Here is a 26683-nt window from a genome sequence, read left to right on the forward strand (position 1 = left end):
TGACCGCCCTCGTTCGAAGGGCTCACGCTGCGCCGGCCGGGGCGAGGCTGAGCAGGCCGGCGCCGTAGGGCTTGCCGCGGCCGATGCCGTTGAGGACGGCCTGGGTCAGGGCGTCGGGGTCGGTGACGGTGGCGGTGCCGTCGTAGCGGATCAGGCTGTGGCGCATCGGCGGGGTCTGCCGGCTCTGGGGGCGTACGGGGGTGAGGTTGGTGGGGGTCAGGACGTGGAGGTGCAGGCCGGCGTCGGTGGCACGGCGGACCCACCATTGGTCGGCGTCCTGCCCCGAGAGGGGGATGATCTTGCCGCGCTTGTTCTTCTGGTCCAGGGGGAGGCGTTCGCGTTTGGCGGGGTTGAGGACGATGCGGTAGCGGACGGCGAGGCCTTTGCGGAGCGCGGAGAACATGGGGGTGAGGTTTTTGATCTCGGCGTGGCCGTAGCCGGCGGGCAGCAGTGCCGGGTCGAGGTGGGCGGCCTGGACGAGGAGGGTGCTGGAGGTGTCGGTCTCTTCCAGGCGGTACAGCAGTCCGGCCTTGAGGCGGGGTGAGTCGCCGAGGTTGTCGGGGACCATGCGCATCACGGTGCGGTGCATCTGGGTGGCGTCGCGCAGGTCGCGGTGGACGGCGCGGTGGTGGGGGTTGAGGCGGATGCGGGCGAGGGCCGGGTAGTCGTTCATGCGGTTTCCTCGGTGTGGGCGTAGTCGATCAGTCGCCGCATCAGGGTGTGCTGGGGTCCGGCCAGGCTGCGGGGCAGCGGCAGCGTGCTGCGGTGGAGGCGGCGCATGCGGTGGCTGCGGCCGTGCGGGGAGAAGCTGACCGGGATGTCGTTGACGTCGAGGGTGTCGGCCCAGGGCCCGCTGTGTGCGGGTGGCGGGTCCTCGCGTAGGAACTCCACGTCGACGGTGTCGTTGTCGCGGTCGGCGGGAACGCTGCGGCTGAGCGGGACGTGGTGGCGCAGTTCGGTTTCGGGGTCGGCGACGTGGGTGCGCAGGACGAACGGTTCGTCCGGTACGCAGGAGCGGCGGCCCAGGTAGGGGGCCCAGTGCGGGCGGCGCAGTGCCTGGGTGAGGCGGTTCATGATCGGGTCGGGGCCGCAGACGGCGACGACGAAGACGGCGTCGGACAGGTAGTGGCGCCGGGTGATCACTGCGGCGCCTTTGTTGCTGCCGCCGCTGGTGGCGGCGGTGCGGGCCTTGGGTAGGCCGCCGCCGACGGTGTGGTAGTCGATGACCCGCACGCCGGGGCGGTCGACGCGGACGGTGAGGCGCAGGTGGTCGTAGTCGTCGGGGAGGGTGTCGTCGCGGCCGATGCCTTCCGCGGCGGCGAACAGGCCGATCAGGGCGGAGCGGGTGGGGAAGGGGGCGGTGTCGCGGACGGCGGTGAACGCGGAGCGTTCCCCCCAGGACTGCAGGGGGCCGGCCAGGCGCAGCAGGATGGCGTTCACTGCTGTTCTCCGGACTGGGGCAGGGCGGCGTCCAGGGCGGCTTCGATCAGCTCGTCGTAGGAGTCGCGCTCCTCGCCCAGGCCGGTGAGGTGTTCGTCGGGGGCGATGGTGGCGTGGCCGTGGAAGCGGCGGCTGCGGTTGCCGGTGAGCCGGTTGATCTGGTGGGCGTAGGTGGCCAGGGCCTGGCGGGAGGTGGTGGAGAAGCCGCCTCGGGGGTCGGCGGTCACGGGGGTTTCGAAGGCGGCGGCCAGGGAGAGCGGACGGTGTTCGCGTACCGCCAGGTAGGCCAGGTCGGGCAGGGTGTGCGGGGCGGTGCTGTTTTTCTTGGCCTGGGGCAGGGAGAGCAGGAAGTGCTCGGCGAAGGAGGCCAGGACGGTGCGGGCGGCCTTGGTGTCGCCTTCGAGGTTCTTGAGCAGGTCGGTGATGTTGACGGTGGCGTAGCGGTAGAAGACGCCGGCGCTGAACTCGGCAGTGTCCAGGTGGCCGCTTCCGGTTTCGGACTCGCCCAGCCAGTCGTCGACGGCGGTGAAGTAGTCGCGCTGCGGTTCGGCGGTGTGAGTGGTGAAGGCGTGGGCGACGGCGGCGGCGCCGTCGACGTTGGCGTCGGGCAGTTCTGCCAGCATCCGTCCCAGCAGGCTGATGGAGGCGGTGCGCCGCTTGAGGATCTCCTCGATGCGGGCGGGGGGCAGCAGCTGTCCGGGCTTTTTGCTGCCCTGCCCCTTCTCCAGCACCTCGCGGTGCTCGGCGCACACCGCGGCCAGCTCGTCGATGGCGGCCTCGGGCAGGAACAGCAGCACCGAGGTGTGGCCTTCCTTCTCGGTGCCGATGCCTTTCTTCCCGGCGCTGGCGGCGACCTGCGCGCCGGCGAACTCCGCCAGGTCGGCGGGCCAGCCCGTCTTCTCCAGGGCCTGCTTGACCTTGACGGGCACCATGCGGGTGCGGGCGGCCTTCTCGCCCAGGTCCTGCTCGACGCCGTGGCGGATGACCCGCTTCCAGGACTGGCTGGAGACCCGGATGCGCGGGGCGTTGCCGTAGCGGACCTGCTTGGGGGAACCAAGATCATCTCGGTTGAGGTTCGCGGCCGGCACCGACTGCAGGGCGCTCAGGTCCAGGTAGAGGGTCATCGCTGGGTCTCCTCGGTCAGGTCAGAAATTTCGGCGCCCTCGGTGTCGGGCCCCGGTTCGGCGGTGGTGATACGGAAGTAGCTCTCGAGCCAGGCGGTGGCGATGCGGTCGCGGTCGCGGTTCCACCAGGTGAGGTCCTGCAGGAGGACCGCCCAGTCCAGGAGGACGCCGCCGTTGAGCAGCTGCCGGATCAGGGCGGGCAGGCCCGGGTGGATGGCGTCGGCGGACTGCCGTGACATCAGGTGCAGGGCGCTTTCGGCGGTCGCCGGTTTCAGGACGCCTTTGGTGACGGCCTGCCCGAGGTGGGCGCCGAGGTTGGCGCGGGCGCGCCGGGCGACAGCGCCCTCACCGTCCGCCGCGCGTGGGGCGGGCAGGTCGCGGGCGGTACGCGGGCGCGCGGCGATCAGCGCGGCCACCGCGTAGTGGGCGCGTTTGGCGTCCGGATGCGCCTCAGCCGTCCACGGCACCAGGTAGCGGTGCAGGTAGTTGCAGCGCTCGACGGGCTGGCCGAGTCCGCGGCGCAGCTCGGCTCGCGTCCGCTTGGATTCGCACAGGTCGAACACGTAGGCGATGAAGCGGTCGGAAGAGTAGGGGGGTTTCTTCGGCGTCGCGGGCGCCGGAGAGGAAGAGGTCATGGCACATCCCTGATAAAGCGCGGGCGGGAACAACAAAGGAGGGGGCAGCCGGCCTTGCGGTGTGCTGCTGGGGCTGCTCCGGTCAGGCGGCAGGCGCAGCGGGCAGCAGGGCCAGCACGAGCGCGCGGGCGCGGGCGCGGGCCCGCGCCACCCGGATGTCGGCGCGGTTGGCCTGGCCGATCGCCTCGTCCAGTGCGGCCAGCGCCGCCCGGACGAACGGCCGCTCGACGGCGGCTGTGGTCTGCCCCGGTGCGGCCAGGCGCCAGAACTCCTCTTCCGCGCACGGCCAGTAGCGGGCCAGCGCTGCCGATGCCCAGGGGCCGGGCTTGCGCTGGTCGATCCTGACCTTGGCCTTGGGGGACGGGTCGGCCTGTGCGTCGGTGGCGAGCCGCCAGGCGACCTTCGCGGCGAGCTCCAGGCGCGAGGCGGTGTCCTCGGCCACGCGGTGGCAGCGGCTGAGGTGATGGGCCATGGCCGGGTCCGTCTCCTCCTGCCACTGCAGGACCGGCGGAGTCGTCGCCTGGAACCAGACGCTGTCTTTTTGCTGGCCGTCCTGCTCGAACCCGTAGGCGCGTACCCGCAGTGAAGGCAGGAGGTGCTTGGGCAGGTCCTCCAGGCACGGCGGCCGCTGCGCGTCGTGCGCGCTGTCCTTGAGGAGTAGGGAGTCCACGTCCCGCCACAGCGCCCGCGCGCCGTCGGCTTCCCGCGGCTGGAACGTGTCGTCCTTGCGGCGGTCGAGGATCTGGTAGGGATCACGCACCACAGGAGGGCTCTCGTGCGTCGACCAGGTGAGGTAGGCGTCGGTCACCGACCGGCCGTCGGGAGCGGGTACGAGCAGGGCCGCGTGGCGGAAGCGGCCCGTCAGCAGCCGGCCCGGCCAGGTCGGGGCGGGAACAGGCTCCAGGGGGGCGTTGAGGTCCTCCTCCCACGGGCAGGCATCTGCTGCTTCCCAGTCGGCCTCGACCTGCGGGCCCGGCACGGCCAGCACCAGCGTGGTGAACAGCTGCGGCGCCCACGCGAAGTACGACACCGATTTCCGCAACGGCGCCGCGTCCCCGCTGCCCGTGCGCACGTCGGTGATCCGCCGCGGCGTGCACTGGCCGGAGGGGCCGAAGTACAGCTGGGCGATCAGATGCCACACCGCCTCATGGGCGGGCACCGCGACCGGTGCGGTGTCGGTGAAGTGCCCGAACAGCACCGCGCCGTTGATGCCCGTCGGCCGCCCCAGCACCAGTTTGTTCACTCCGGAGGGATTGGGTGCCCCGCTCGCGTCCACGCACTCGGAGGCCAGCCGCGGATCCTGCAGAAACGGCCGCTGCCCGTCGAACAGGTCGAACCGGCCCGCCGGCACTTCACGGTCGAAGTAGGCATCCACCGCTTCGGGGTCGAACCGGCCGCCTTTGAGGACCCGCCGGCGCAGCGCGTGCCAGTCCTCGATGTCCTCCGCGACATCCGTATCGTCCAGGCGCACCCCCGCGTCGTGGGCGATCCTGGCGGTCATCGCGGCCAGGATCCGCAGCAGACCCGCCGCCGCAGGCGGCACCGGCAGCTCCACATCCGCGATCTCGTGCGCCCGCCGGAACAACTCCCGCAAACCCAGCAGCACCGACTCGCCCGTCAGCAGCCGCACCGGGATCCACGGCTCGTCCCGCAGGTCGAACCCCCCACTCACACTCTTCACTCCCTCACCAGGAACGGCAGCCCAGCACAACGCCGCACGGCGACCAGCCCCCAGGCCGGCCTCCGGCATCGTGCCCGACATCGAAGCACCCACCACTGACAACGACCCCTGAGACGGCCGTGGCACACACCAGTAGAACACCATCGCCCACCCTTCGCAGCTAAATCGAGAAGGTGGAAGGACAGGGGCGGTCCGGAGGGGAAAATCGAAGGTTGCGGTGGAGCGACAGGGGAGCTACCTTCACCCCGTCGACACCGTGCTGACGGTGCGTCACGACAATCCATCCAGCAACCCTTGAGGAGAACTGTGCAGCAGTCCGTGTCCCCCGCCCCGTGGAGTCAGGTAGGTCCGTGGGCCGTCGTCATCGTCATTGTCATCGGCTTGCGCCCGGATGCGGCCACCGTCGCGGCCTGCGGCACGCTGCTCCTCACCGCGGCCGAGGCTCACCGCCGCCTGAGCAGTTAACCTGTATGCCAGTTGGCCAACCACCCTGCTGGTAAAGCTTGTTCCTCACTGTGGTGGGGGTGTTCCAGTGGACGGACATGGGCGGCCCCGCTCTGGAGAACGCTTCCCCGCCGATGTGGGGGTGCCTGAGCAGAGGCCGGGTGCCGGTTCAGTGCCGTACGAGCCCGAGGTCCTCATCCAGGTGCAGGGTCTTGCCTCCGACGGCCGCCGCGCGGACGGTTCCGTGCTCGACCGTCTGGTAGAGCACCCGGACCTCGGCCAGCATCGGATGTTCCGCCCATGACGGCGGCGGAGCGAGGGTCTGGGCGTCCTCGGCGTGGAACCAGTCGGCGCTGACCGGGACGGTGCGCCGCATCACCGCCCGCACCGCGGCGGCGGGCATCTTGTGTCCCGCGCCCGGGTCGGGGACCGGTTCGGTGCCCGCACGGTCGAGGGTCTTGCTCCCGTCGGCGTGCGCGTAGGCGCACAGCAGCCGCACCGACTGGGCTCCCAGCCGGGTGGCGGTCTCCCACTCGTCCTCCTCGCCCGGCAGGCTGTGCAGGGCATGCAGGCCCCGCACGCTGCGCGCCCGGCAGATGGCCACCAGGCCGGCCTGCCCGCGCTGTGCCAGCTGCGTGCCTTGATGGGCGGTCCAGGCCGTCGCGCGCCGGCTGTCGAAGGCGTCCCAGTCGAAGGACTCCGCCGTGGTTCCGTGGACCGACTCCACCAGCTCCTGCACGTCGTGGGGGATCGAGACCGCCCCGGCGGTGAGCTCGCCCAGCTTCACGGAGGTCCGGTCGAGCAGGAACGCGGAGTAGACCTCGCCCCACTGCCGGGGCACGGCCCCGTCCTCGGCCAGCGGGTCGAGCACGACCAGGCGGGGCTCCTGCGCCCAGGCGGGGCGCCCGCGGCCGCCGGGATAGCCGTGGCGGGCCCACCAGTGTTCGTGGCGCCAGCACCGGCCGGCCCGCTGCAGCAGCAGCGCCAGCGGGGCAAGGTCACTGACGACGAGGTCGGCATCCAGGTCGAGGGACTGCTCGACGACCTGGGTGGCCACCACGATCCGGCGCGCCGGCCGCGGCCCGGTGCGCCCCATCCCCTGGGTGACCTCGCCGGTCCGTGCCTCGCGCACGTCGCCGGGGAAACGGGCGTGCAGCAACTGCACCATCCCGCCATCGGCGTGGGAGCGGTCGTCGAAACGGGCGCGCAGGCGCAGGTAGGTCTCCTGCGCGTCACCAACGGTGTTGCACACCACCAAGGCGGTGCCGCCCTCGCCCGCGGCCACCGGTTCCACCAGGCGCTCGATCACCGCCAGACGCTCCCGCGCCTGCCCCGCGCCGCGCACCACCGGCTCCACCACGACGCGCAGTCGCATGCTGCGCTCGCCGGCCTGTTCCAGGCGCCGCGCGGGCGAGATCTGCGTCGCGCGGGCGGTGGCGCCGTCCACATACAGCCAGCCCGGATACGGGGCCGGGAACGTCCGCTTGCTCAGGCTGTCCCGCCGGTGCCCGGCCCCTTGCAGGTACTCCTTGACCAGCCGGTCACTGACCGAAGCCGGCAGCGTGGCCGACAGCAGGATCACCGGGACCCCGTAGGCGCCCAGCCAGTTCAGCAGCCGGCCCAGCAGCACCTGCATGTAGGCGTCGTAGGCGTGCGCCTCGTCCACGACGAACGTCTTGCCCGACAGCGCCAGCAGCCGCAGAGCGTTGTGCCGCACCGGCAGCACCGACATCAGCGCCTGGTCCACCGTGCCCACCGCGAACTGCGCCAGCAGCGGACGCTTGGAGCCGCGCAGCCACTGCCGCGGCCGCATGTCGGCCTGCGCCCGCCGCCTCCCCGCGCCGGCCTCGTCCCCGTCGCAGGTCACCACCTGCTGACCCGCCTCCAGCGTCTCGTCCGCGTACGCGCTGTTCAGCCAGGCCATGCTGTGCACCAGCGTCAGCCCCGCCCCCCGGCCCGACTGGCGCACCAGCGCCTGCGCGATCCGCCCGTACATCTGGTCACTGGTGGCCATCGTCGGCAGCAAGAACGCCAGCCCCTGCGTGCCGAACACCTCGGACAGCACCCGCTCCGCCTCCAAAGCGGCCTCGCTCTTGCCGTCCCCCGGGGCAGCCGTCACCAGCAAAATCCCGCCCCCGCCACCGCCTGCGGCCGCCGTCGGCAGCTCCTGCATGATCGAGCGCTGCAGCGCGTTGGGCTGCCCGTCGATGCCGTACGCCTCGGCGAAGGCCTTGCGCCGCAACCGCACCGGCACCAGCCCGGCATCGGCCAGCAGCCCCGGCGCATCCGCACACGAACGCGCGAAATGCGCCGCCAGCGACACCTCCAACGCCTGCTGCCGGCCCCGCAGATAGCCGGACTGGCTGACCAGCCAGTCCGCGAGGATGACTACTCCCGTCACCAGCACCCCGGCAGGCGCCTTGAACGACCCCGGCGCCGAAGGAGACCCCAAAAGCTCGTGCACCGCCACCGCGTGCGCCCCCCGCTGGTACGCCCACGCCGGCCCGCCCAAAAACGGCGAACCGCTCCCGCCCTCATCACGGTAGAACCGGCCGTGATGCCCCCCGATGATCTCCGCGACCCGCTCCGCCGCCACGGTCTCCCCCTCGGCGTCGAAACCCAACACCGCCAGCACGTCCGCGGCCGCCCGCATCCCCGCCACGTCATGCCCCAACCGCTCCGCCCCCATCGCCGCCCGGTCCCCACCCAGCGACGGCGCAAGATACTCACTGCCGTGCCGGGAACAGAACTGAAACCCCGACACCTTCCCAATGTCGTGCAAACCGGCACACAACCCCACCACCGCCCGCGCCCTGCCCGGCTCAGCCCCAAACCCCAACCCCGCCGCGATACTCCGGCGCTGATTGTCCGACAGATACACGTCCCACAGATGCAACGCCATCGCGGCCGCATCCAGCAGATGCCTCACCAACGGATACGGCGCACGCTCCGGATCCAACCCACGCGACTTCCCCCACACCGACTCATCCAGCCCCACCCCGGACAACACCACTCACCCCTCCCCCGCACGGCCTGTCCAACGCACGGATCCAAACACACCCCACTGACACCAGCCCCCCGCTCACGGCCACGACTAAAATCAGCGCATGACCCGCCCACCACCCCACCCCAGGCCCTACACCCCGGCAAAGGGACGGCAAAGCCACCCCTAAACCCCAGGTCAGAAAGAGTCCTCCCCGCCGACGCGGGGGTGCTTCGTCGGATCTTCCGCCCGGCTACCGCCGCCCTGAGTCCTCCCCGCCGACGCGGGGGTGCTTCGGCGATCCCGCGTATCGCGTCCGCCCTCGATGTGTCCTCCCCGCCGACGCGGGGGTGCTTCGGTCCGCGTCTGCTTCGCGGGGTCGATCCAGGCGTCCTCCCCGCCGACGCGGGGGTGCTTCGCCCCGACCGGGAACGGTGCGGTCGGGGCTTCGGTCCTCCCCGCCGACGCGGGGGTGCTTCGCTGGAACTCGGCAGCCGTGAGCGGTCGGCCGTGTCCTCCCCGCCGACGCGGGGGTGCTTCGTGTCAGGCCGGTGGAGGGGGGTGGTGGGGTGAGTCCTCCCCGCCGACGCGGGGGTGCTTCGACGACGGCGCTCCAGGTCGCGCTCAGCGTATGGTCCTCCCCGCCGACGCGGGGGTGCTTCGGAGCCCGCCATGCCGGTCTTCACCAGCTGACCGTCCTCCCCGCCGACGCGGGGGTGCTTCGACGACATGACGGCAGCGGCCACCGCCCCTGACGTCCTCCCCGCCGACGCGGGGGTGCTTCGGCTGGGTCACACGGGGACCGGGCCGTGATCACGTCCTCCCCGCCGACGCGGGGGTGCTTCGTCGGCGGAACCGGCGGCGGGGGGCGGGAAGGGGTCCTCCCCGCCGACGCGGGGGTGCTTCGTCCGTGCTGCTGCGCACGATCCTCGCCCCGTAGTCCTCCCCGCCGACGCGGGGGTGCTTCGATGGCAGCAGCCTCGTCGAGGACGATGGTGGTGTCCTCCCCGCCGACGCGGGGGTGCTTCGACGGGTGGCATCCTCCCCATCGACGGTGATCGGTCCTCCCCGCCGACGCGGGGGTGCTTCGCCGGGCCCCACCGCGCGGGTGAACTCGGGCCGGTCCTCCCCGCCGACGCGGGGGTGCTTCGTCCGCCCCAGGCGGGCGGCGAGGTCGGCCACCGTCCTCCCCGCCGACGCGGGGGTGCTTCGCCGGGCTGGAGGAATCCGCCGGCGTCGAACTTGTCCTCCCCGCCGACGCGGGGGTGCTTCGGACGGCCGTCCCGGGGTTTCAGGCGTGCGTCTGTCCTCCCCGCCGACGCGGGGGTGCTTCGCAGAACAAGCTGGTGCCGTTCGCCGACCAGCCGTCCTCCCCGCCGACGCGGGGGTGCTTCGACGGTGGTGGGCTCCCACATCTGCTGTGTGAGGTCCTCCCCGCCGACGCGGGGGTGCTTCGCCGGGGGTGTTGATGGCGCCGCCGGCAACAGTGTCCTCCCCGCCGACGCGGGGGTGCTTCGAAGGCTCCATACTGCACGGCGAATTCGGTGGGGTCCTCCCCGCCGACGCGGGGGTGCTTCAGATCACGGCTGCGACCAAGTCGGGCCGTTCGAGTCCTCCCCGCCGACGCGGGGGTGCTTCGACGGTCGGCCTGGCCTGGTCCGGGGTGAAGGTGTCCTCCCCGCCGACGCGGGGGTGCTTCGCACGTGACGGCGCGCGCGTACGACGGTGCGACGTCCTCCCCGCCGACGCGGGGGTGCTTCGATCAGCGAGTGGGACTCGTTCGAGCGGGTGTCGTCCTCCCCGCCGACGCGGGGGTGCTTCGGTGCACACCAGCGCGTACGGCCTGATCAAGTGGTCCTCCCCGCCGACGCGGGGGTGCTTCGATGACGACCGTTCAGGGCGGCACGGTGATCCGGTCCTCCCCGCCGACGCGGGGGTGCTTCGTGCCTGCGTGACGTCCTGCATCGGCTCGATGTGTCCTCCCCGCCGACGCGGGGGTGCTTCGCGGCGCTGCTCGACGGCCCAGGCGTCGCGGAAGTCCTCCCCGCCGACGCGGGGGTGCTTCGGTCAACCCCCCATGCCGACGAAGCGTGACCGCGTCCTCCCCGCCGACGCGGGGGTGCTTCGCCATCACCGCCGGCCCCCTCGCCGCCGAAGCCGTCCTCCCCGCCGACGCGGGGGTGCTTCGATTACTGCGGGCACCCACCCCCTCGGCGACTGGTCCTCCCCGCCGACGGGGGGGTGCTTCGTCCCCGAGGCCCGTCCGGTCCAGCCCCGCGGGGTCCTCCCCGCCGACGCGGGGGTGCTTCGATCGAGTCCGTACGCCGGGCCCTGAACGATCTGTCCTCCCCGCCGACGCGGGGGTGCTTCGCAAGTGGCGGAAACCCGGACGTACTCGGGGTGGTCCTCCCCGCCGACGCGGGGGTGCTTCGGCGATGGCGGTGAGGACGTCGGTGCCGTCCGGGTCCTCCCCGCCGACGCGGGGGTGCTTCGCTGCCGGTTTGGGGCCCCACCGAGCCGGTCCCGTCCTCCCCGCCGACGCGGGGGTGCTTCGCCGGGGAAGCGTCCCGCCCGGTGGTCCGAGGAGTCCTCCCCGCCGACGCGGAGGTGCTTCGCCGAGCACGGGAGGAGGCGCGGGAGCTGCTCGCGTCCTCCCCGCCGACGCGGGGTGCTTCGAGGCGGCCGGTGCTCTTGTCGAGGGCCCAGGCGTCCTCCCCGCCGACGCGGGGGTGCTTCGCTGCCGGGCTGGATCGCCTCGCAGGGCGGGGCGTCCTCCCCGCCGACGCGGGGGTGCTTCGTCTGCAAGCTCGCCATCGACCACCAAGCCGACGTCCTCCCCGCCGACGCGGGGGTGCTTCGCACGCTCGCCTTCCGGGCAGCCCTGAGTGCAGGTCCTCCCCGCCGACGCGGGGGTGCTTCGGACATTGCGGCCTCCGCCAAGGAAGTGCGGGCGTCCTCCCCGCCGACGCGGGGGTGCTTCGCAGCGCGGCGGCCGGAAGGCCGGGATGCGCTGGTCCTCCCCGCCGACGTGGGGGTGCTTCGGACTCGAACAGGGTGCCCTGGCCCGGGGGTTTGTCCTCCCCGCCGACGCGGGGGTGCTTCGCACGCGGGAAAACCGTACGAGCGGTTCTCGGCGTCCTCCCCGCCGACGCGGGGGTGCTTCGGTGTGAGTCTCCGGGGCGCCGACCAGCCGCCGGTCCTCCCCGCCGACGCGGGGGTGCTTCGGAGGCCCGCGCCATGGCCGCAAACTCCCGCACGTCCTCCCCGCCGACGCGGGGGTGCTTCGCTCATCCAGGCGCAGGCCCCGAACGCCTCCGGGTCCTCCCCGCCGACGCGGGGGTGCTTCGAGGCTCTGGAGCTGGCGGCGTTCCTGCACGCGGTCCTCCCCGCCGACGCGGGGGTGCTTCGTTGCGGTCCCGGATGCCCTCTCCTTCGTCCTCGTCCTCCCCGCCGACGCGGGGGTGCTTCGGCCTGATCCTCCTCGACACGGTGCGCTTCACCGTCCTCTCCGCCGACGCGGGGGTGCTTCGGTCATGAAGTGGGCGACCGGCTCCAACCCTCCGTCCTCCCCGCCGACGCGGGGGTGCTTCGCTGGGGTCGGCGATGAGGTTGCCGTCCGTGCCGTCCTCCCCGCCGACGCGGGGGTGCTTCGATCTACCACAACGTGACGATCGTCGACATCGCGTCCTCCCCGCCGACGCGGGGGTGCTTCGTGGCGCAACAGCAGCAGCTCCTGCTCGGACCGGTCCTCCCCGCCGACGCGGGGGTGCTTCGTCGCCCCAGATGCCGCCGTTGGCCTGCGTGGCGTCCTCCCCGCCGACGCGGGGGTGCTTCGGTCGACCAGGCGTACTTCGCCGGACTCCCCTCGTCCTCCCCGCCGACGCGGGGGTGCTTCGGACGCGAGAGCGGGAGGCGGACGGGTCGCAGTGTCCTCCCCGCCGACGCGGGGGTGCTTCGGAACCGACCATGACCACCGGCCGCCACACCGAGTCCTCCCCGCCGACGCGGGGATGCTTCGACGAGACATGAGCAACGCAACGACCCCGATCAGTCCTCCCCGCCGACGCGAGGGTGCTTCGCCTCCACCAGCGTGGACACCGCGTCCCCGACGGTCCTCCCCGCCGACGCGGGGGTGCTTCGATCAGCCCGCTCACGTCGGACCCGGCGTCGGGGTCCTCCCCGCCGACGCGGGGGTGCTCCGGCCCTGGCCGGCGCAGCCCTGGAGGCGAGAGAGTCCTCCCCGCCGACGCGGGGGTGCTCCGGCCCTGGCCGGCGCAGCCCTGGAGGCGAGAGAGTCCTCCCCGCCGACGCGGGGGTGCTTCGTCTGCTGGGTGTACCGCTCGATCGCCTCGCGGGTCCTCCCCGCCGACGCGGGGGTACTTCGACGACGCCGAGCGACTCACCGAGCAGATGTGGGTCCTCCCCGCCGACGCGGGGATGCTTCGCGGTCCACCATCAGTGGTGCAACCTTGCGGATGTCCTCCCCGCCGACGCGGGGGTGCTTCGGACTCGAACAGGGTGCCCTGGCCCGGGGGTTTGTCCTCCCCGCCGACGCGGGGGTGCTTCGGATCAGAACGGCGCCGATGACCATGAGGCCGGGTCCTCCCCGCAGACGCGGGGGTGCTTCGTCGATCGTGATGGCTGCCTGGCAGGGCATCCAGTCCTCCCCGCCGACGCGGGGGTGCTTCGCGGTACAGGCGGGTACCGAGACCCGTCACCCCGTCCTCCCCGCCGACGCGGGGGTGCTTCGATCGTCTCCTGGACGTACTCCAGAGCCGGGTTGTCCTCCCCGCCGACGCGGGGGTGCTTCGGCGGCCCGGCGGCCCTGGGCGGGCAGCACCGGGTCCTCCCCGCCAACGCAGGGGTGCTCCGGCACGATACTGCTCGGAGTCGCACCACTCCAGGTCCTCCCCGCCGACGCGGGGGTGTTCCGAACTACGAGGGTCAGCTCAACATGTTCCTCGAGTTCTCCCCGCCGACGCGGGGGTGCTTCGCCCGACTTAGCGGCGACTCCGGCCGGCTTCACGTCCTCCCCGCCGACGCGGGGGTGCTTCGAACATGTTCTCCGGCAGCGCGCGGACGTCCGAGTCCTCCCCGCCGACGCAGGGGTGCTTCGCCGTCCGTCACGGTGACCGTAGACCTGTCCAAGTCCTCCCCGCCGACGCGGGGGTGCTTCGAGCGCTCCGACGGCGTCGCGGAAGTCGTCGTGGTCCTCCCCGCCGACGCGGGGGTGCTTCGAGCGCTCCGACGGCGTCGCGGAAGTCGTCGTGGTCCTCCCCGCCAACGCGGGGGTGCTTCGCCGGGGCCCGGTCCCCCCGCCGGCGCGTGGACGTCCTCCCCGCCGACGCGGGGGTGCTTCGCCGCCGAGGAGCGCGGTGCCGGCGGTAATCGCGTCCTCTCCGCCGACGCGGGGGTGCTTCGTTGAGGCCCTTGGCGACCTGCCGCATCTCCTTTTGTCTTCCCCGCCGACGCGGGGGTGCTTCGTACACGACGGCGCCGGCCGCGGCGGCGATCTCGTCCTCCCCGCCGACGCGGGGGTGCTTCGCCAAGGTGCTCGGCACGCCGATGCCGGAGGAGGTCCTCCCCGCCGGCGCGGGGGTGCTTCGGTCGGGGCGTGCGGGTGTTGTTCGCAGGGCTGGTCCTCCCCGCCGACGCGGGGGTGCTTCGGTTACGGAGCATCGGGAGCGTCCTTTCTCAGGGTCCTCCCCGCCGACGCGGGGGTGCTTCGCCGGAGCGCAGGCCTTCGGGCATTGCGATCACGTGCTCCCCGCCGACGCGGGGGTGCTTCGACGGCGCCGCTCTCGCGGCGGGCCAGGTCCAGGTCCTCCCCGCCGACGCGGGGGTGCTTCGGACGTCGTCGAGATCAGCCCCGAGCGGCCCCGGTCCTCCCCGCCGACGCGGGGATGCTTCGAACTTCACCGCCGCCTCGGCGGTCGCCATGACGTCCTCCCCGCCGACGCGGGGGTGCTTCGCATCGATCATGGGCGGTATCGCCGTGGCTGCCGTCCTCCCCGCCGACGCGGGGGTGCTTCGGCGGCCTCTGCGAGGCCGAGCGGCCCGGCTTCGTCCTCCCCGCCGACGCGGGGGTGCTTCGACGGCTGGAGCCCGCCGCTTCTGGCGGACCTGGTCCTTCCCGCCGACGCGGGGGTGCTTCGAAATGAGCTGAGTCCTCATGGCCCTGAAGCCGGTCCTCCCCGCCGACGCGGGGGTGCTTCGGTGCGCGCGGTCGTCGTCGGCCGACATGTGCGGTCCTCCCCGCCGACGCGGGGGTGCTTCGGTCTCCGCGATGGCGGCCAGCGCCTCGGGGAGGTCCTCCCCGCTGACGCGGGAGTGCTCCGAGAGTGGCCAGCGAGATGCAGGCCCGCTCGTTCTCTTCGCGAACACGGTGGCATTCCGAGACACTTGCACAATTGTGCAAGAACGATCTTGTCTTCCCCGCCAACGTGGGGGTGCTCCGCTCGACGCGGGAGAGATCCGGATCACCGCGGCGTCCTGCCCGCCAACGCGGGGGTGCTCCGCTGGTCAACGGGCAGTCTGTGTTCGGCGTGGTGTCCTCCCCCGCCGACGCGGGGATACTCCAAACTACGAGGGTCAGCTCAACATGTTCCTCGAGTCCTCCACGCCGACGCGGGGGTGCTTCGTCGTGGATGTTCTGGAGGCTGAACGCCATGGTGTCCTCCCCGCCGACGTGGGGGTGCTTCGCTGCACGGGCTGCTGCAGGAAGCGCGGGAGGCGTCCTCTCCGCCGACGCGAGGGTGCTTCGTCCTCGGCGATCTCTGCGTCTCCAGCCACGGTGTCCTACCCGCCAACGCGGGAGTGCTTCGTCGGTCGTCCTGGCCGCCGTCGCCGGATACCTGTCCTCCCCGCCAACGCGGGTGCTTCGCCGTCCTTGGTTTCGGGGTCGTAGTGGACGACGTCCTCCACGCCGACGCGGGAGTGCTTCGCCCACGGTTCACGCGATCGGTACCGAGCACGGGTCCTCCCCGCCGACGCGGGGGGTGCTTCGGCGAACGGCATCTACACCGTCACCACCGGCTCGTCCTCCCCGCCGACGCGGGGGTGCTTCGGTCTACGGGCGGGAGCCGACCGTGTGGCTGGCGTCCTCCCCGCCGACGCGGGGGTGCTTCGCCGATCATGCGGACCGTGCCGGTCTTGGTGTCGTCCTCCCCGCCGACGCGGGGGTGCTTCGCGGCGGAGGCCGGCGATTCCCCCGGCTCCACGGTCTTCCCCGCCGACGCGGGGGTGCTTCGTTCGTGGCGTACGAGTCCATCTCGTGTCCCAGGTCCTCCCCGCCGACGCGGGGATGCTTCGCTTCAGCATCGCCGCGGCCGTGCACGCCGCCAGCCCTCCTCACCGACGCGGGGGTGCTTCATCGTCCAGCCAGTGCAGGACGTAGATCCCGTCGTCCTCCCCGCCGACGCGGGGGTGCTTCGATCATCCGGCGTCGGCCGACCCACACGTCCGAGTCCTCCCCGCCGACGCGGGGGTGCTTCGCGGCCCGCGGCCCCCGTCGACGAGACGCCCGCGTCCTCCCCGCCGACGCGGGGGTGCTTCGAAGCTCCTCGGCGTGTGCAAGGGAACCAGTTTGTCCTCCCCGCCGACGCGGGGGTGCTTCGCCCGCATGCGGGTCTTCCAGATCATCGGCTCCGTCCTCCCCGCCGACGCGGGGGTGCTTCGCGTTTCAACGGTGGCAAGGTCGAGCGGCGCGGGTCCTCCCCGCCGACGCGGGGGTGCTTCGTACCTGCGCATGACCCTGCAGCTCAACTCTGCGTCCTCCCCGCCGACGCGGGGGTGCTTCGCCGCAGGTAGGACAGGGGGAGATCTTCCCGGCGTCCTCCCCGCCGACGCGGGGGCGCTTCGAACGTCAAGGCCGGGGCCCGGCCCAAGACGAGGTCCTCCCCGCCGACGCGGGGGTGGTCCGTTCCGTCGACGGATGGAGCTTGAGGCTCAGGCGTCCTCCCGCCGACGCGGGGGTGCTTCGCCGGCGGATCGGCCCCGCAGGCTGATGTCGTGGTCCTCCCCGCCGACGCGGGGGTGCTCCGCGGGACGCGCTGCTGCTCGACGTCATGGGCGCGTCCTCCCCGCCGACGCGAGGGTGGTTCGTGCCGGCGGGCGCCCGGACCATGGCCGCCGTCGTCCTCCCGACCGACGCGGGAATGCTTCGGTGCGCGGCCGGCAGAACCCGGTCGTGCTCAGGTCCTCCCCGCCAACGCGGGAGTGCTTCGTCGGTCGTCCTGGCCGCCGTCGCCGGATACCTGTCCTCCCCACCGACGCGGGGTGCTTCGCCGTCCTCTGTTTCGGGGTCGTAGTGGACGACCTCCTCCCCGCCGACGCGGGGGTGCTTCGGCCATTCGGGCGGGCGGTCGGTGGCTGAACGGGTCCTCCCCGCCGACGCGGGGGTGCTTCGCGCTCGTCGCCGTTGGCACGGGCTTCGTCTCGGTCCTCCCCGCCGACGCGGGGGTGCTTCGGAGGTCGTGGTCTCCACGCTGAACGGCGCCGCGTCCTCCCCGCCGAAGCGGGGGTGTTCCGCCGGAGGGGGTGTCGTGCCAGAGGCCATATATGTTCCCCCCGCCGACGCGGGGGTGCTTCGTCGGCGGTGCCTCGCGTCCCTCCGGGGGATGGGTCTTCCCCGCCGACGCGGGGTGCTTCGAGCTGGAAGCCCGGCGTACGGTACGAGCCCGGTGTTCTCCTCGCCGACGCGAGGGTGTTCCGAACTACGAGGGTCAGCTCAACATATTCCTCGAGTCCTCCCCGCCGACGCAGGGGTGCTTCGTCGGCCAGCGGGTCGCTGGTGCGGACGGGCGGTCCTCCCCGCCGACGCGGGGGTGCTTCGTGCGTAGCGCAAGGCGTCCGCTGAGTGGTCGTGTCCTCCCCGCCGACGCGGGGGTGCTTCGCTCAACCCCTCCGGGCGCATCCTCGGCGCGTAGTCCTCCCCGCCGACGCGGGGGTGCTTCGCGGTACTCGAGGTCGTCGATCGCGTTATTCGGGTCCTCCCCGCCGACGCGGGGGTGCTTCGTCGCCGCCCTTGTCGGCGCCGTGCTGGAAACCGTCCTCCCCGCCGACGCGGGGGTGCTTCGTCGACGGGCAAGCGCTACGCGCTGCGCTGGAAGTCCTCCCTGCCGACGCGGGGGTGCTTCGCTCCACAACGCGGGCGGGCCCGTCGACGACGATTCCTCCCCGCCGACGCGGGGGTGCTTCGGCGCTCGCGGCCCTGCGCGCGGACCTCGACGCGTCCTCCCCGCCGACGCAGGGGTGCTTCGGCCCAGCGGGTGACCGTCCGTGTGGAGACTCGGTCCTCCCCGCCGACGCGGGGGTGCTTCCGAAACTCCGGAGACCCCGGACATTCGTGGGAAGTCCTCCCCGCCGACGCAGGGGTGCTTCGTCGCCACCCTTGTCGGCGCCGTGCTGGAAACCGTCCTCCCCGCCGACGCGGGGGTGCTTCGCTCTCGGTGATCCGGGTGATGCGGATCCCGATGTCCTCCCCGCCGACGCGGGGGTGCTTCGGCCTCCCGCCAGTTGTCCCGGTCCCTGAGGGCGTCCTCCCCGCCGACGCGGGGGTGCTTCGACGCAGGACGGGAAGTCCCCCGCGTACGAGCTGTCCTCCCCGCCGACGCGGGGGTGCTTCGCGGGCCGCGCAGGTCTTCTGCGGCCCGAATTGGTCCTCCCCGCCGACGCGGGGGTGCTTCGACCTGAGCAGCCTGTACTGGGACGGACACGTCGTCCTCCCCGCCGACGCGGGGGTGCTTCGACCTGCTCGTCGCCGTCTTCGGGGGTGTAGGTGTCCTCCCCGCCGACGCGGGGGTGCTTCGTTGCTTGTAGTCCTTTGACCGTCACCGATCTCCGGGCCCGCCGACCTGACGGTCGGCGGGCCCGCAACACTCAGGTCACCGAGCGCAGTTGGTCCAGTTCACTGCTGATCGCATCCCGCAGCGCGTCGTGCCGCGGACCGAGCCTGAACTGCTCGTCACCCCACCGTTCACGCGGATAGAGCCACACAGGCTTGCCCACCACATCGGCCGGCTCCCACTCGAACCGCGGCCAGACATGCGCATGCAAGAACGGATCCGTGTTCCCCAGGATCTCCAGATTGACCCGGCGGAAAGCCGGGTCTAGCCGCCGACAGGCACGCTCGACCGCTTCACCGAGCTGATCCATGTCAGACAGGAACGACAGCCGCTTCGCCCTCGGCAGGTCCGACAGCCGCTGCACATCCGGTTCGTCCACCAGCAGAACCGAGTAGCCCGGCAGGAACTGAACATCCCCGATCACCGCGAACCCCGACGTCAAGCGTCGCAGCACGGTCGGGTTCTCGCCCCTCAGCGCAGCCCCGATCCGGTCCATCCGCCAGTCATGGCCAAAACCTACATTGTGGTGGTCAAGGACCGCTCTTCGATCCCCATCCTCCTCACACAGTTCAAAGACCAAGCAAGTGGGGCGAGGAGCGGCCCCGGCCGTTTTCAAAGATCCCCATCAACCTCGCGGAAGCTGAGCGGGAAACGGAAGTACAGCCACACGCAGTGCGCGATCACCTCGACCGGGTACCGGTGCCCCTTGTACGACGGCGACGCGGACGACACGAGCGAACCCCTCCCCGGCACAACCAACTCCAAGATCATCTCAGGCCGGTCAGCCAACGTGACAACGCCACGCAGCTTCTTGCTGAGAGTGGTGTGAGTGGTCGGCACCGTACGTATCGAGGTGGCCGACGCGTGCGAGAAGCGGCGGCCGAAATCGCGGCGGTCGGAGCCCGAGGCCGGGTCCGGGCGAGGGCTGTTGATCGTCGAGGCCCTCGCCGACAAGTGGGGCGTCGAGGACCGCGACCTGGGCAAGACCGTGTGGGCGGAGCTGAGTACCGGCCCGTGAGGACGTCAGGACGTGGGCTCGTCCAGCTGCGGCTTCAGCAGCACCTCGGTCACGCCCACGCCCTTGGAGGCGCCGAACGTCTCGACCATCACTCCGAGGTAGGTGCCGGTCACCTCCAGAGCAGCGTGGTCGTCCCCCAAGCGCAGGTCGAGCCTTGCCCGGGGCGCGCCCCCCTGGTCCGGCATGCGGTGGATCCGCGCCGCTGGGTAGCGCAGGCTCGTCAGCTTCTCCTGCACCGCCTCGTAGGTGGTCGTGTCCATGCCCGAGAACGCCTTGCTGATGCGCAGTGCGTTCCGGTCGGCGACGCACTGCTCGGTGGCGTCCAGCGGCACCGGATCGTAGGGGTCTGCCGGCACCGGATCGACCGACGTGGTCTCGGTGGCGGAAGGCGCCGCCAACTCACCGCTGTCCTCGACGTCCGGGGCACAGAACTGCCAGAAAAGCTCCTGCATCTCAAAGAACCGTGCCTCCGCGTCGTCGCTTGCCGCGGCGACGCCGACCGTGGAGGTCTGAGCGGCCATGGCGCTCTGCGCGCCGAGGCCGCCCAGGACGACGGCGCCCCCGAGCGCGGCCAACAGCAAGGGCTTCGGAAGGAAGTGCTTCGCAAGGAAATTCGGTCTCATGTCTGAACCATGCCGGTCGCCGGAGACGCCCTCATGAGTACCCGTACTCAATCCACCAGGCTCAATCCACCAAGTCCGCCGCCGTGAGCAACCGCGTCAGGTCCGTCCGTGACCGGACGTGCAACTTCCGGTAGATCCGGATGAGATGAGTTTCCACCGTCTTCCGGGACACGAACAGCGACGCCGCCGCCTCCGTGTTCTTGAGGCCGCGTGCGATGGCCCGTGACTGCGGTGTCAACTGGTCGAGCATCCCGCCCATGCGGCCGGCGGGACGAGGGGGACCGCCGCTCGACCCACCCGCCACAGAGTGGCCCGTCGGGCACTGTCACGTTGGTTGACCGGGTGGGATGCTCTTCTGGTTGATGGTGCTGGAGAGGGCTGCCGGTGGGGAGGCGGCGTCGTAGGAGCGGAGCTTGTCGGCGATCCCCCTGGGCACCGTGCGGGTCTGGTCATCAGGCGGTGCAGGAAGCGTCTGGCTGCAGCCTTGTCCCTGCAATTCTGCACGAGGATTTCCAGGACGTTGCCGTCCTGGTCGACGGCCCGCCACAGGTACTTCTGTTCCCCGTTGATCTTGATGAAGACCTCGTCCAGGTGCCATGTGTCACCGGGCCGGGGCCGCTGGCGGCGCAGCGTGCTCGCGTACTGCTGGCCGAACTTGGCGCACCAGCGGCGCACCGTCTCGTAGGAGACGACGATCCCGCGCTCGAGCATGAGCTCCTCGACCTCGCGGAACGACAGCGGGAAGCGGTGGTACAGCCACACGCAGCGGGAAATGCTTTCGACCGGGTACCGGTGCCCCTTGTACGACAGCGACACGGACCGCGAGGAGCTCTGCATGGACCATCAGGACGGCCTCACGGACGCTGTTGTCGCATCCGGAACGAACGCATTGCGTCCATCTTCCGTGCGGGTGTGCTGGGTGGTGCTTGCTGGAGGCGCTGCCCGCCAGCTGGACATCCGCCGGCGCCGGCCGGCTCCTCGCCGTCCTCGGGCGGCCGCCCACTCGCTCATCCGAATGAACGCCGGCAGGAACCGGAATGGCGAACCGTCCCACCAGGACAGGAAGATGTCATGAGACTCCTGCCTCTACGACGGCCCCGGACGGTCGTGACCGCGCCGATCACCGCTGCCGTCACGACCGTCCTGGCCGCCTCACTGATCGGCCTCGCACCCGCCCACGCCGCGCCCCCCGCGGGCGCGCCCGCTGCGGTCCGGGACCAGATCGCGTGCCCGCGCGGGTTCGTGTGCATCTACCCCGACATCAACTTCAACGGACAGCCCTACGTCAAACGCGCCGTCGACGGGTCCGTGCGGCATCTGCCGGACTACATCCGCGGCAGAGGCAGCTCCGTCATCAACAACAGCAGCCGCACCGCGCGGGTCTACCAGAAGGACAACTACTTCGGCCGGCACGTCTGCGTCGGCCGTGAGGGCGGCTCCATCAGCGACTTGCGCTCCTACCAGCTCAACGACACCACTCACAGTCTGCGCAACAACGACACCCCCTGCGGCGCCTGACGGCCGCCCGAAGAGAGACGGGCCGGTATGCCGCCTGCGTCCCGGCCGTCCAGGTGGGGCGCGAGTCCGGCGGCGCGCGGAGGTCCACCGGTAGAGCGGAGGGCGCCACCCGAGTCGGGGCAGAGCTCACGTGGCTTCGTTCGCGTTCAGCAGCAGCGTTTGTTCACTGATTGCGGCGGCATCTGGTGATCGACAAGGTTCTGGATGTTCACGAGAAATAGCGTCACTGCCTGGGGATGGCCTGGCCGACACGGTCAGGGAGGGGTTCTGTCGTGCAGTGTCAGCCTGGTGGGCAGAGCCCGTAGGCTCCCTAAGTTATGAAGATATTGATCTCTGTTGACATGGAGGGCATCTCGGGGATCGTGCATCCCACCGAGACGAACCCGGATGGCTACGACTACGCGCGCGGCCGGGCGTTAATGACGGCTGAGGCGAACGCCGTGATCGCTGGTGTCCTGGACGCCGAACCCACGGCCGAGGTGAGGGTCGCCGATGCGCACGGCCCTTTCCGCAACCTGCTGCCCGAGGAACTGGACCGCCGGGCGCACCTGGTCCGTGGCAAGCCGCGGCCCCTGGGCATGCTCGGCGGACTCGACGAACAGACCGACGCGGTCCTGCTCGTCGGCTACCACGCCCGCGCCGGCGGCGGACCGGCCGTTCTGGCACACACCATGAACGACGGCATCCTCGACGTGCGCGTGGCGGGACGTTCTATGGGCGAGATCGGCCTCAACGCCGCCATGGCCGGACATCTGGACGTACCGGTCGTACTGCTCAGTGGCGACGACAGCGCCTGCGCCGAACTGCAAGATCTGCTCCCTTCCGCCGTCACCGTCGCCGTCAAGCAAGCCCTCGGTCAGGGTGCTGCCGTCGCCTTGCACCCCGAGGAAGCTCGGGAGCGGTTGCGCCATGCGGCCGCCGAGGCCATCACGCGGCGCGCCCAGGTTTCACCGCTGTCCCTTGCCGGACCGCTCGATGTCGAGGTCGACCTTTCCGCGCCGTTCATGGTTGACCTGGCGACCCTCGCGCCGGGGGTCTCACGCGGTGCAGGTGGCCGGACAATCACCTTCACCGCCGCCGACTTTGCCGACGCCTATCGGCTGGTCCTGCTACTTGCGCAACTCGCCACCATCAAACCTGGCTAGGTTCAGCCGGCTTTGGACGGCTCTTCGGCGCGTGCTCGGGTGCTGGCGAGGCGGTAGGAGTCGGTGCCGGTTTCGATGATAGTGCCGTTGAAGGTGAGGCGGTCGACGATGGCTGCGCAGAGGCGGGGGTCGGTGAAGGTCTTGGTCCAGCCGCCGAAGGACTCGTTCTCGGTCCCAGGCTGGCCGAGGCACGCGTCGCTGCGTTCGAGGCCGAGCAAGACATCGTCCTGCCCGACGCCTATCGGCAGTTCCTCACCCGCATCGGTGGCTCAGGCGCGGCGCCGTTCTACGGTCTCCTGCCGCTGGAGCGGTGTTCCCTGCTGGTCATGAGTCCGCGCGGGGAACCAGGGGCGCCCCGCGGCTTCGACGACGCAGGACCGGGGGCACACGAACGCGACCTCTTCCTCCACGTCATCGAAATGGGCTGCACCGACGTCTGCGTCATCGCGGTGACCGGTCCCCTCACCGGCCGCGTCCTCACCGGGAACAGCGACGGGTTCTGGGGCCCTAACGTCTCCTCCGCCACCGACTTCCTCGACTGGTACGAACGCTGGCTCGACCAGATGAGCGCCGGCCGCGACAACCGGGCCCTGGAACTCACCTCACCTCGGCTTCGCGCCCACCCCGACCGCCATCGCATGGCTCCGAAAATCTGACTCTCCGTAACAGCGGCACGGAACGAGAGCCAGAACCCCTGGAAGTGAACAAAGCCAGCCAGCCGATGACGGCGGCCGCAGTACAGGCGATGCGCACATCGGGAGTCTTCGCGCGAGCATGTGCGTCGGCGCGCCCGGCCGTGGAGGTGGCCGGGCGCGCCGGTGTGTCATGTGTGCGTGCGGGTGGGGCGGTCAGCCGTCACCGATGCGTGGTGGTGGGGTGGTCAGTGGCGGCCGCCGCGGTAGCCCCAGGATTCGCGGTCGATGAGGCGGTCGCGGTCGTTGCGCAGGGTGGCGGTGTCGCGGTCGTTGTTCCACACGTAGTTGCGGCGGTCCTGGTAGAGGTCGGTGCGGGTGTCGCGGCCGAGGCCGGTGTGGATGCGGACGGTGGCGCGGCCGGCCAGGCGGTAGTGGTCGAAGGTGTAGGTGTGGCCGGAGGCGTCGGCGAGGGTCCAGCCGTCGAGGTTGACGCTGTGGCGGGTGGTGTTGGTCAGCTCCACCCACTCGCGGTTCAGCGAGCGGTTGGAGCGGTCGTCGCGTCCAGGGGAGTCGTACTGGACGGCGGAGATCTCCACCTTCGGGCGGGCGCTGCGGTCGTGGTCGGCGGCCGAGGCCGGCAGTGCGGCTGCCCCGATGACGGTGCCGGCCGCGAGGACGGTGGCGAGCATGCGGCGGGTGGTGAGGGAAGAGGTGGCGGACATGGGATCCCCCTGCAGGTGCGGGCACCCTCCCGGTGACGGCGGGCTTCCTGGCCGCCGTCCCGGGAATGCGGTGCGGTGTGCGGGGCGGCCGGTGCGGCCGCTGACCACACTCTGTCCACCACGTGCAGAAGGTGGGAGGGAAATGCGGACTGCGTTACCTCTTGCCCATATTTCCGTGACTGTTGGATGCAACGTTCATTTACGTGCCGAATGCGCGACGTTGACACCCCGGTAAGCGGTCCGCCGTTGCGGGAGCGGGATCGTGCCGTCGGATCGCCACAGCCCGCCACCCCACCCGGCTGCGGACCGTCACCCGAAAGTGAGTAACAGCCTCGCCGCATTGACGCCCCCGGACATCCCGCGCCGCCGCCACACGACCTTCACCAGCACCACCGCCATCCCTGCCGTTGGTGCCGCTGCTGGCGGCGGCGGTGTCAGTTCTTCGAGGGGATGCGGGCGGCGATCTCCCGCGCGAACCGCTTCGCCCGCGGCGAGAGCGGCCCGCCGGCCTGGGCGACGGCCAGCAGCAGGTCGAGCAGCTCGTGCGCCTCGGCCAGAGTCAGGAGCGCCAGCCGCTCGGCGGCGTGGTCCACGGAGGCGAAGTCGATCTCGTCCAGATCGAGGTGTGCGTAGTCATCCATGCCCGGGCCAACGCCACCGGCCGTACGCCGGTCACGCGCGGCCGTACGCCTCCGGCCCGGCGGAGGGAGGAGAGAGGAGGCCTCTCGGATCGTGCGTCTTCACGTTTCCTGCACGCTGCACGCACGTGGTGATCGCATTCGGTATGCTCCGAGCGCTCCATTCGCACCACTGAGGGGGGAATCCTCATGCGCATCCGTCACGCGCTGGCCGCCGTCGCCGCGGCCGTCTCGCTCGCCGCCGTCACCGCCGGGCCGGCCCAGGCCACCGAGTACTCGTCCGCGCTCAAGGTCAAGGGCGTCCAGTACGACGCCCCCGGCTCGGACTCGAACCGCTGTACGGGCGGGAACACCAAGGACGAGTACCTGACGATCAAGAACTACTCGCGCACCGCGAAGGTCAACCTCAAGGGCTACGTCGTCAAGGACGCCGCCGGCAACAGGTTCACCTTCCCCGCCAACCACACCCTCGAGCCCGGCGACTACGTCAAGCTCCGCGGCGGCCGCGGTACCGACTCCGATGCCTCCAATGTCGTCTACCGCCAGAACTGCAACTTCATCTGGAACAACGACAAGGACACCATCTACCTGATCAAGCCCACCGGCGCGCGCGCCGACGTCCACTCCTACACCAAGCGCGCCAACGACGCCGACGGCAACGGCTACATCAACTACCACGGCTGACAGCTCGCCTTCCGGCGAACACGTGTGCCCTCCCCCGGGACAGCCGGGAGGAGGGCACACGGTTTTCATCCCGGCCCCTGGGCTTGGCATGTGGCCGAACAGGCCATCTAAGCCGGGGAGGACGAGCGCCGAGCTCAGGCGGGCGGTGGGGTCGCGGCCGCGGACCGTAGGAAGACGGGCGCGGCCAGAGCGGCAGGCACAAGGCTGCTCAGCCAGACCAGCGGCCACGCTGCTAGGCCCACGAAGAACGCGGCGGGAAGGCTGGCGCACACGGAGGCCACGGCGATGGCGACGGCGCGAGCGGTCCCCGAGGCCGGATCGGTGCTCATCGCCCTGGCCCACAGCAGCACGACCACGGTGATGCCCAGCTCGACGGCTGCTGCGGGAACGGCGCCCTGGAGTGCGCCCGCCCACCGGGCCCCGCTCTGCGGGCTCCCTCCGGCCTGCGCCTCGGCCACGGTCAAGAAGAGGTAGGAGAAAGCCGCCAAGGGCGCGACCGCGGACACCGCGACGCATGCGAGCCGGACCAGGAGCCGAAAACTCTTCACACGCCGCCTTCGCCTCTGCCCGGATCTACCGGGATGGTATCGGGCCGTCGGGCCGCCCTGCCGCATGCCGCGGGACACTTGCGTATGCCGGCACGGCTCTTCCAGGCCCGCAGGCCAGCCAGGATCCCCTCTCGTCACCAGCGTGACCGGCCTGCTCGCCGAACGAGCCCCGGCCTGCTCAAGACGCTGCGCGAGCACGATCCGCACTTCGTCCTGCTGGACGGAACTCTCGCCGAGTGCGACCGCGTCGGCGACAGCCGGGCGGACCACTCGGCCAAGCACCGCCGGCACGGCGTGAGGGTCCAGGTCCCCACCGATCCGGCTGGCGAGCTGCTGTGGACCTCGCCCGCCCTGCCGGGCCACACTTATGACCTCACCGCGGCCAGCGCCCACCGGATCATCCGGATCTGCGAACGCCAGGGTGTCCCCGTCCTCGCCGACCGCCCCCACTAGGGTGCCAGCCCTTGGGTCACCACCGGACTCAAACGGCCACCCCGGGGCGAGCTCACCCTCGCCCAGCGCACCGTCAACCGGACCCCAGCCGCAGCCCGGGCACCGGTCGAACGCGGCATGGCACAGCTGAAGTCCTGGCAGATCTTTCGAAGATCCCGCATCAGCCCGAACCGCATGACCGTCATCGCCACAGCCGTCCTCACCTTGGAAAGGCAACGCTGAAAACGCTCAGTCAGTGCAGCCTCAGAGAAGGCTTTCAGTCGCATTCATTCTGAGGGAGGCGTGTGGTTGCGGCCCAGCCGCGTACTTTACGTGCCTTATGAAACCTTCTGCGCCTTTCGAGTACCCGAAAGGGAGGGGCTGATTCCTGCCCGCATGGCGAGGCAAAGGGTGGGAACGGCACAGTTTTTTGTGTGATTCCTGTGGCAGTTTGTGTGCGCCTGGTGACCGCTGGGGTTGCAGGGGTCCGTCTTCCTATGGGGGGAAGTCATGCACACGCGTGCCTCCGGCATGCCGTTTCGGCGTGCTCGTAAAAGATCATCCGCTC

Annotated in this window: 16 protein-coding genes, 5 pseudogenes and 2 CRISPR repeat arrays; of the genes and pseudogenes, 6 read left to right on the forward strand and 15 right to left on the reverse strand. The window is 71.2% G+C overall.

Features of this window, described 5'->3' with window-relative positions:
* Window positions 1-22 precede the first annotated feature (22 nt).
* The 8 genes and pseudogenes from cas6e to ACGFQC_RS24605 all read right to left on the reverse strand — a co-directional run.
* Window positions 23-673, reverse strand: coding sequence for a type I-E CRISPR-associated protein Cas6/Cse3/CasE (gene cas6e, locus ACGFQC_RS24570; RefSeq protein ID WP_363091769.1), 651 nt, complete (start codon window positions 671-673; stop codon window positions 23-25).
* Entirely contained in the window at window positions 670-1440 is a 771-nt protein-coding gene (gene cas5e / locus ACGFQC_RS24575) for a type I-E CRISPR-associated protein Cas5/CasD (RefSeq protein ID WP_363091768.1), read from the reverse strand. The genes cas6e and cas5e overlap by 4 nt, the downstream gene beginning before the upstream one ends.
* Window positions 1437-2564 (reverse strand): type I-E CRISPR-associated protein Cas7/Cse4/CasC, encoded by a 1128-nt coding sequence (gene cas7e, locus ACGFQC_RS24580; protein ID WP_363091767.1) that lies wholly within the window; start codon window positions 2562-2564, stop codon window positions 1437-1439. The genes cas5e and cas7e overlap by 4 nt, the downstream gene beginning before the upstream one ends.
* Complete coding sequence (gene casB / locus ACGFQC_RS24585; RefSeq protein WP_363091766.1) at window positions 2561-3199, reverse strand: type I-E CRISPR-associated protein Cse2/CasB; 639 nt, start codon at window positions 3197-3199, stop codon at window positions 2561-2563. The genes cas7e and casB overlap by 4 nt, the downstream gene beginning before the upstream one ends.
* A gap of 82 nt (window positions 3200-3281) precedes the next feature.
* Window positions 3282-4871, reverse strand: a complete 1590-nt coding sequence (gene casA / locus ACGFQC_RS24590) for a type I-E CRISPR-associated protein Cse1/CasA (RefSeq protein WP_363091765.1) — start codon at window positions 4869-4871, stop codon at window positions 3282-3284.
* 622 nt (window positions 4872-5493) lie between these two features.
* Window positions 5494-8337, reverse strand: coding sequence for a CRISPR-associated helicase Cas3' (gene cas3 / locus ACGFQC_RS24595; RefSeq protein WP_393288654.1), 2844 nt, complete (start codon window positions 8335-8337; stop codon window positions 5494-5496).
* A 177-nt stretch (window positions 8338-8514) separates the two neighbouring features.
* Window positions 8515-14645: direct repeats of the CRISPR family, unit length 29 nt; unit sequence GTCCTCCCCGCCGACGCGGGGGTGCTTCG.
* Window positions 14646-14735: 90 nt separating this feature from the next.
* Window positions 14736-18116: direct repeats of the CRISPR family, unit length 29 nt; unit sequence GTCCTCCCCGCCGACGCGGGGGTGCTTCG.
* A 70-nt stretch (window positions 18117-18186) separates the two neighbouring features.
* Window positions 18187-18648 (reverse strand): diadenosine tetraphosphate hydrolase, encoded by a 462-nt coding sequence (locus tag ACGFQC_RS24600; protein WP_363091764.1) that lies wholly within the window; start codon window positions 18646-18648, stop codon window positions 18187-18189.
* Between the two features lie 128 nt (window positions 18649-18776).
* A pseudogene (locus ACGFQC_RS24605) lies at window positions 18777-18884 on the reverse strand (IS6 family transposase); the annotation flags it as partial.
* A 97-nt stretch (window positions 18885-18981) separates the two neighbouring features.
* Here ACGFQC_RS24605 and ACGFQC_RS24610 point away from each other — a divergent pair.
* The gene (locus ACGFQC_RS24610) at window positions 18982-19170 is read left to right on the forward strand and encodes an ATP-binding protein (protein ID WP_363091763.1); all 189 of its coding nucleotides are present in this window, start codon (window positions 18982-18984) and stop codon (window positions 19168-19170) included.
* 5 nt (window positions 19171-19175) lie between these two features.
* Here the strand turns inward: ACGFQC_RS24610 and ACGFQC_RS24615 are convergent, their stop codons facing one another.
* From ACGFQC_RS24615 to ACGFQC_RS24625, 3 genes and pseudogenes are all read right to left on the reverse strand, one after another.
* A complete protein-coding gene (locus ACGFQC_RS24615; RefSeq protein ID WP_363091762.1) occupies window positions 19176-19793 on the reverse strand; it encodes a hypothetical protein in 618 nt (205 codons plus the stop codon).
* Between the two features lie 61 nt (window positions 19794-19854).
* Window positions 19855-20043: a response regulator transcription factor gene (locus ACGFQC_RS24620; RefSeq protein ID WP_393288657.1), complete on the reverse strand. Its 189-nt coding sequence runs from the start codon at window positions 20041-20043 to the stop codon at window positions 19855-19857.
* 141 nt (window positions 20044-20184) lie between these two features.
* Window positions 20185-20630 (reverse strand): annotated as a pseudogene (locus ACGFQC_RS24625) (IS6 family transposase); the annotation flags it as partial.
* A gap of 234 nt (window positions 20631-20864) precedes the next feature.
* Here ACGFQC_RS24625 and ACGFQC_RS24630 point away from each other — a divergent pair.
* Both ACGFQC_RS24630 and ACGFQC_RS24635 read left to right on the forward strand, forming a co-directional pair.
* The gene (locus ACGFQC_RS24630; RefSeq protein ID WP_363091761.1) at window positions 20865-21311 is read left to right on the forward strand and encodes a peptidase inhibitor family I36 protein; all 447 of its coding nucleotides are present in this window, start codon (window positions 20865-20867) and stop codon (window positions 21309-21311) included.
* A gap of 317 nt (window positions 21312-21628) precedes the next feature.
* Window positions 21629-22456 carry a M55 family metallopeptidase gene (locus ACGFQC_RS24635; protein ID WP_363091760.1) on the forward strand — a complete coding sequence of 276 codons (828 nt, stop codon included), beginning with the start codon at window positions 21629-21631 and terminating at the stop codon, window positions 22454-22456.
* A 2-nt stretch (window positions 22457-22458) separates the two neighbouring features.
* On the opposite strand, the pseudogene ACGFQC_RS24640 reads toward ACGFQC_RS24635, so the two are convergent.
* Window positions 22459-22623, reverse strand: a pseudogene (locus ACGFQC_RS24640) (ATP-binding protein); the annotation flags it as partial.
* Between ACGFQC_RS24640 and ACGFQC_RS24645 the strand changes: the two are divergent.
* A pseudogene (locus ACGFQC_RS24645) lies at window positions 22624-23112 on the forward strand (SMI1/KNR4 family protein); the annotation flags it as partial. It abuts the pseudogene before it with no gap.
* Between the two features lie 224 nt (window positions 23113-23336).
* Here the strand turns inward: ACGFQC_RS24645 and ACGFQC_RS24650 are convergent.
* Both ACGFQC_RS24650 and ACGFQC_RS24655 read right to left on the reverse strand, forming a co-directional pair.
* Window positions 23337-23813, reverse strand: coding sequence for a lamin tail domain-containing protein (locus ACGFQC_RS24650; protein ID WP_363091759.1), 477 nt, complete (start codon window positions 23811-23813; stop codon window positions 23337-23339).
* Window positions 23814-24247: 434 nt separating this feature from the next.
* Entirely contained in the window at window positions 24248-24454 is a 207-nt protein-coding gene (locus ACGFQC_RS24655; protein ID WP_363091758.1) for a DUF6417 family protein, read from the reverse strand.
* A gap of 186 nt (window positions 24455-24640) precedes the next feature.
* Between ACGFQC_RS24655 and ACGFQC_RS24660 the strand changes: the two genes are divergently transcribed.
* Window positions 24641-25135 carry a lamin tail domain-containing protein gene (locus ACGFQC_RS24660; RefSeq protein ID WP_363091757.1) on the forward strand — a complete coding sequence of 165 codons (495 nt, stop codon included), beginning with the start codon at window positions 24641-24643 and terminating at the stop codon, window positions 25133-25135.
* Window positions 25136-25269: 134 nt separating this feature from the next.
* Here ACGFQC_RS24660 and ACGFQC_RS24665 read toward each other — a convergent pair whose 3' ends face one another.
* Complete coding sequence (locus tag ACGFQC_RS24665; protein ID WP_363091756.1) at window positions 25270-25623, reverse strand: hypothetical protein; 354 nt, start codon at window positions 25621-25623, stop codon at window positions 25270-25272.
* Between the two features lie 193 nt (window positions 25624-25816).
* Here ACGFQC_RS24665 and ACGFQC_RS24670 point away from each other — a divergent pair.
* Window positions 25817-26358 (forward strand): annotated as a pseudogene (locus ACGFQC_RS24670) (transposase family protein); the annotation flags it as partial.
* Window positions 26359-26683 lie beyond the last annotated feature (325 nt).

The sequence above is a fragment of the Streptomyces sp. NPDC048734 genome, from assembly GCF_043198675.1.
Classification (GTDB): Bacteria; Actinomycetota; Actinomycetes; order Streptomycetales; family Streptomycetaceae; genus Streptomyces.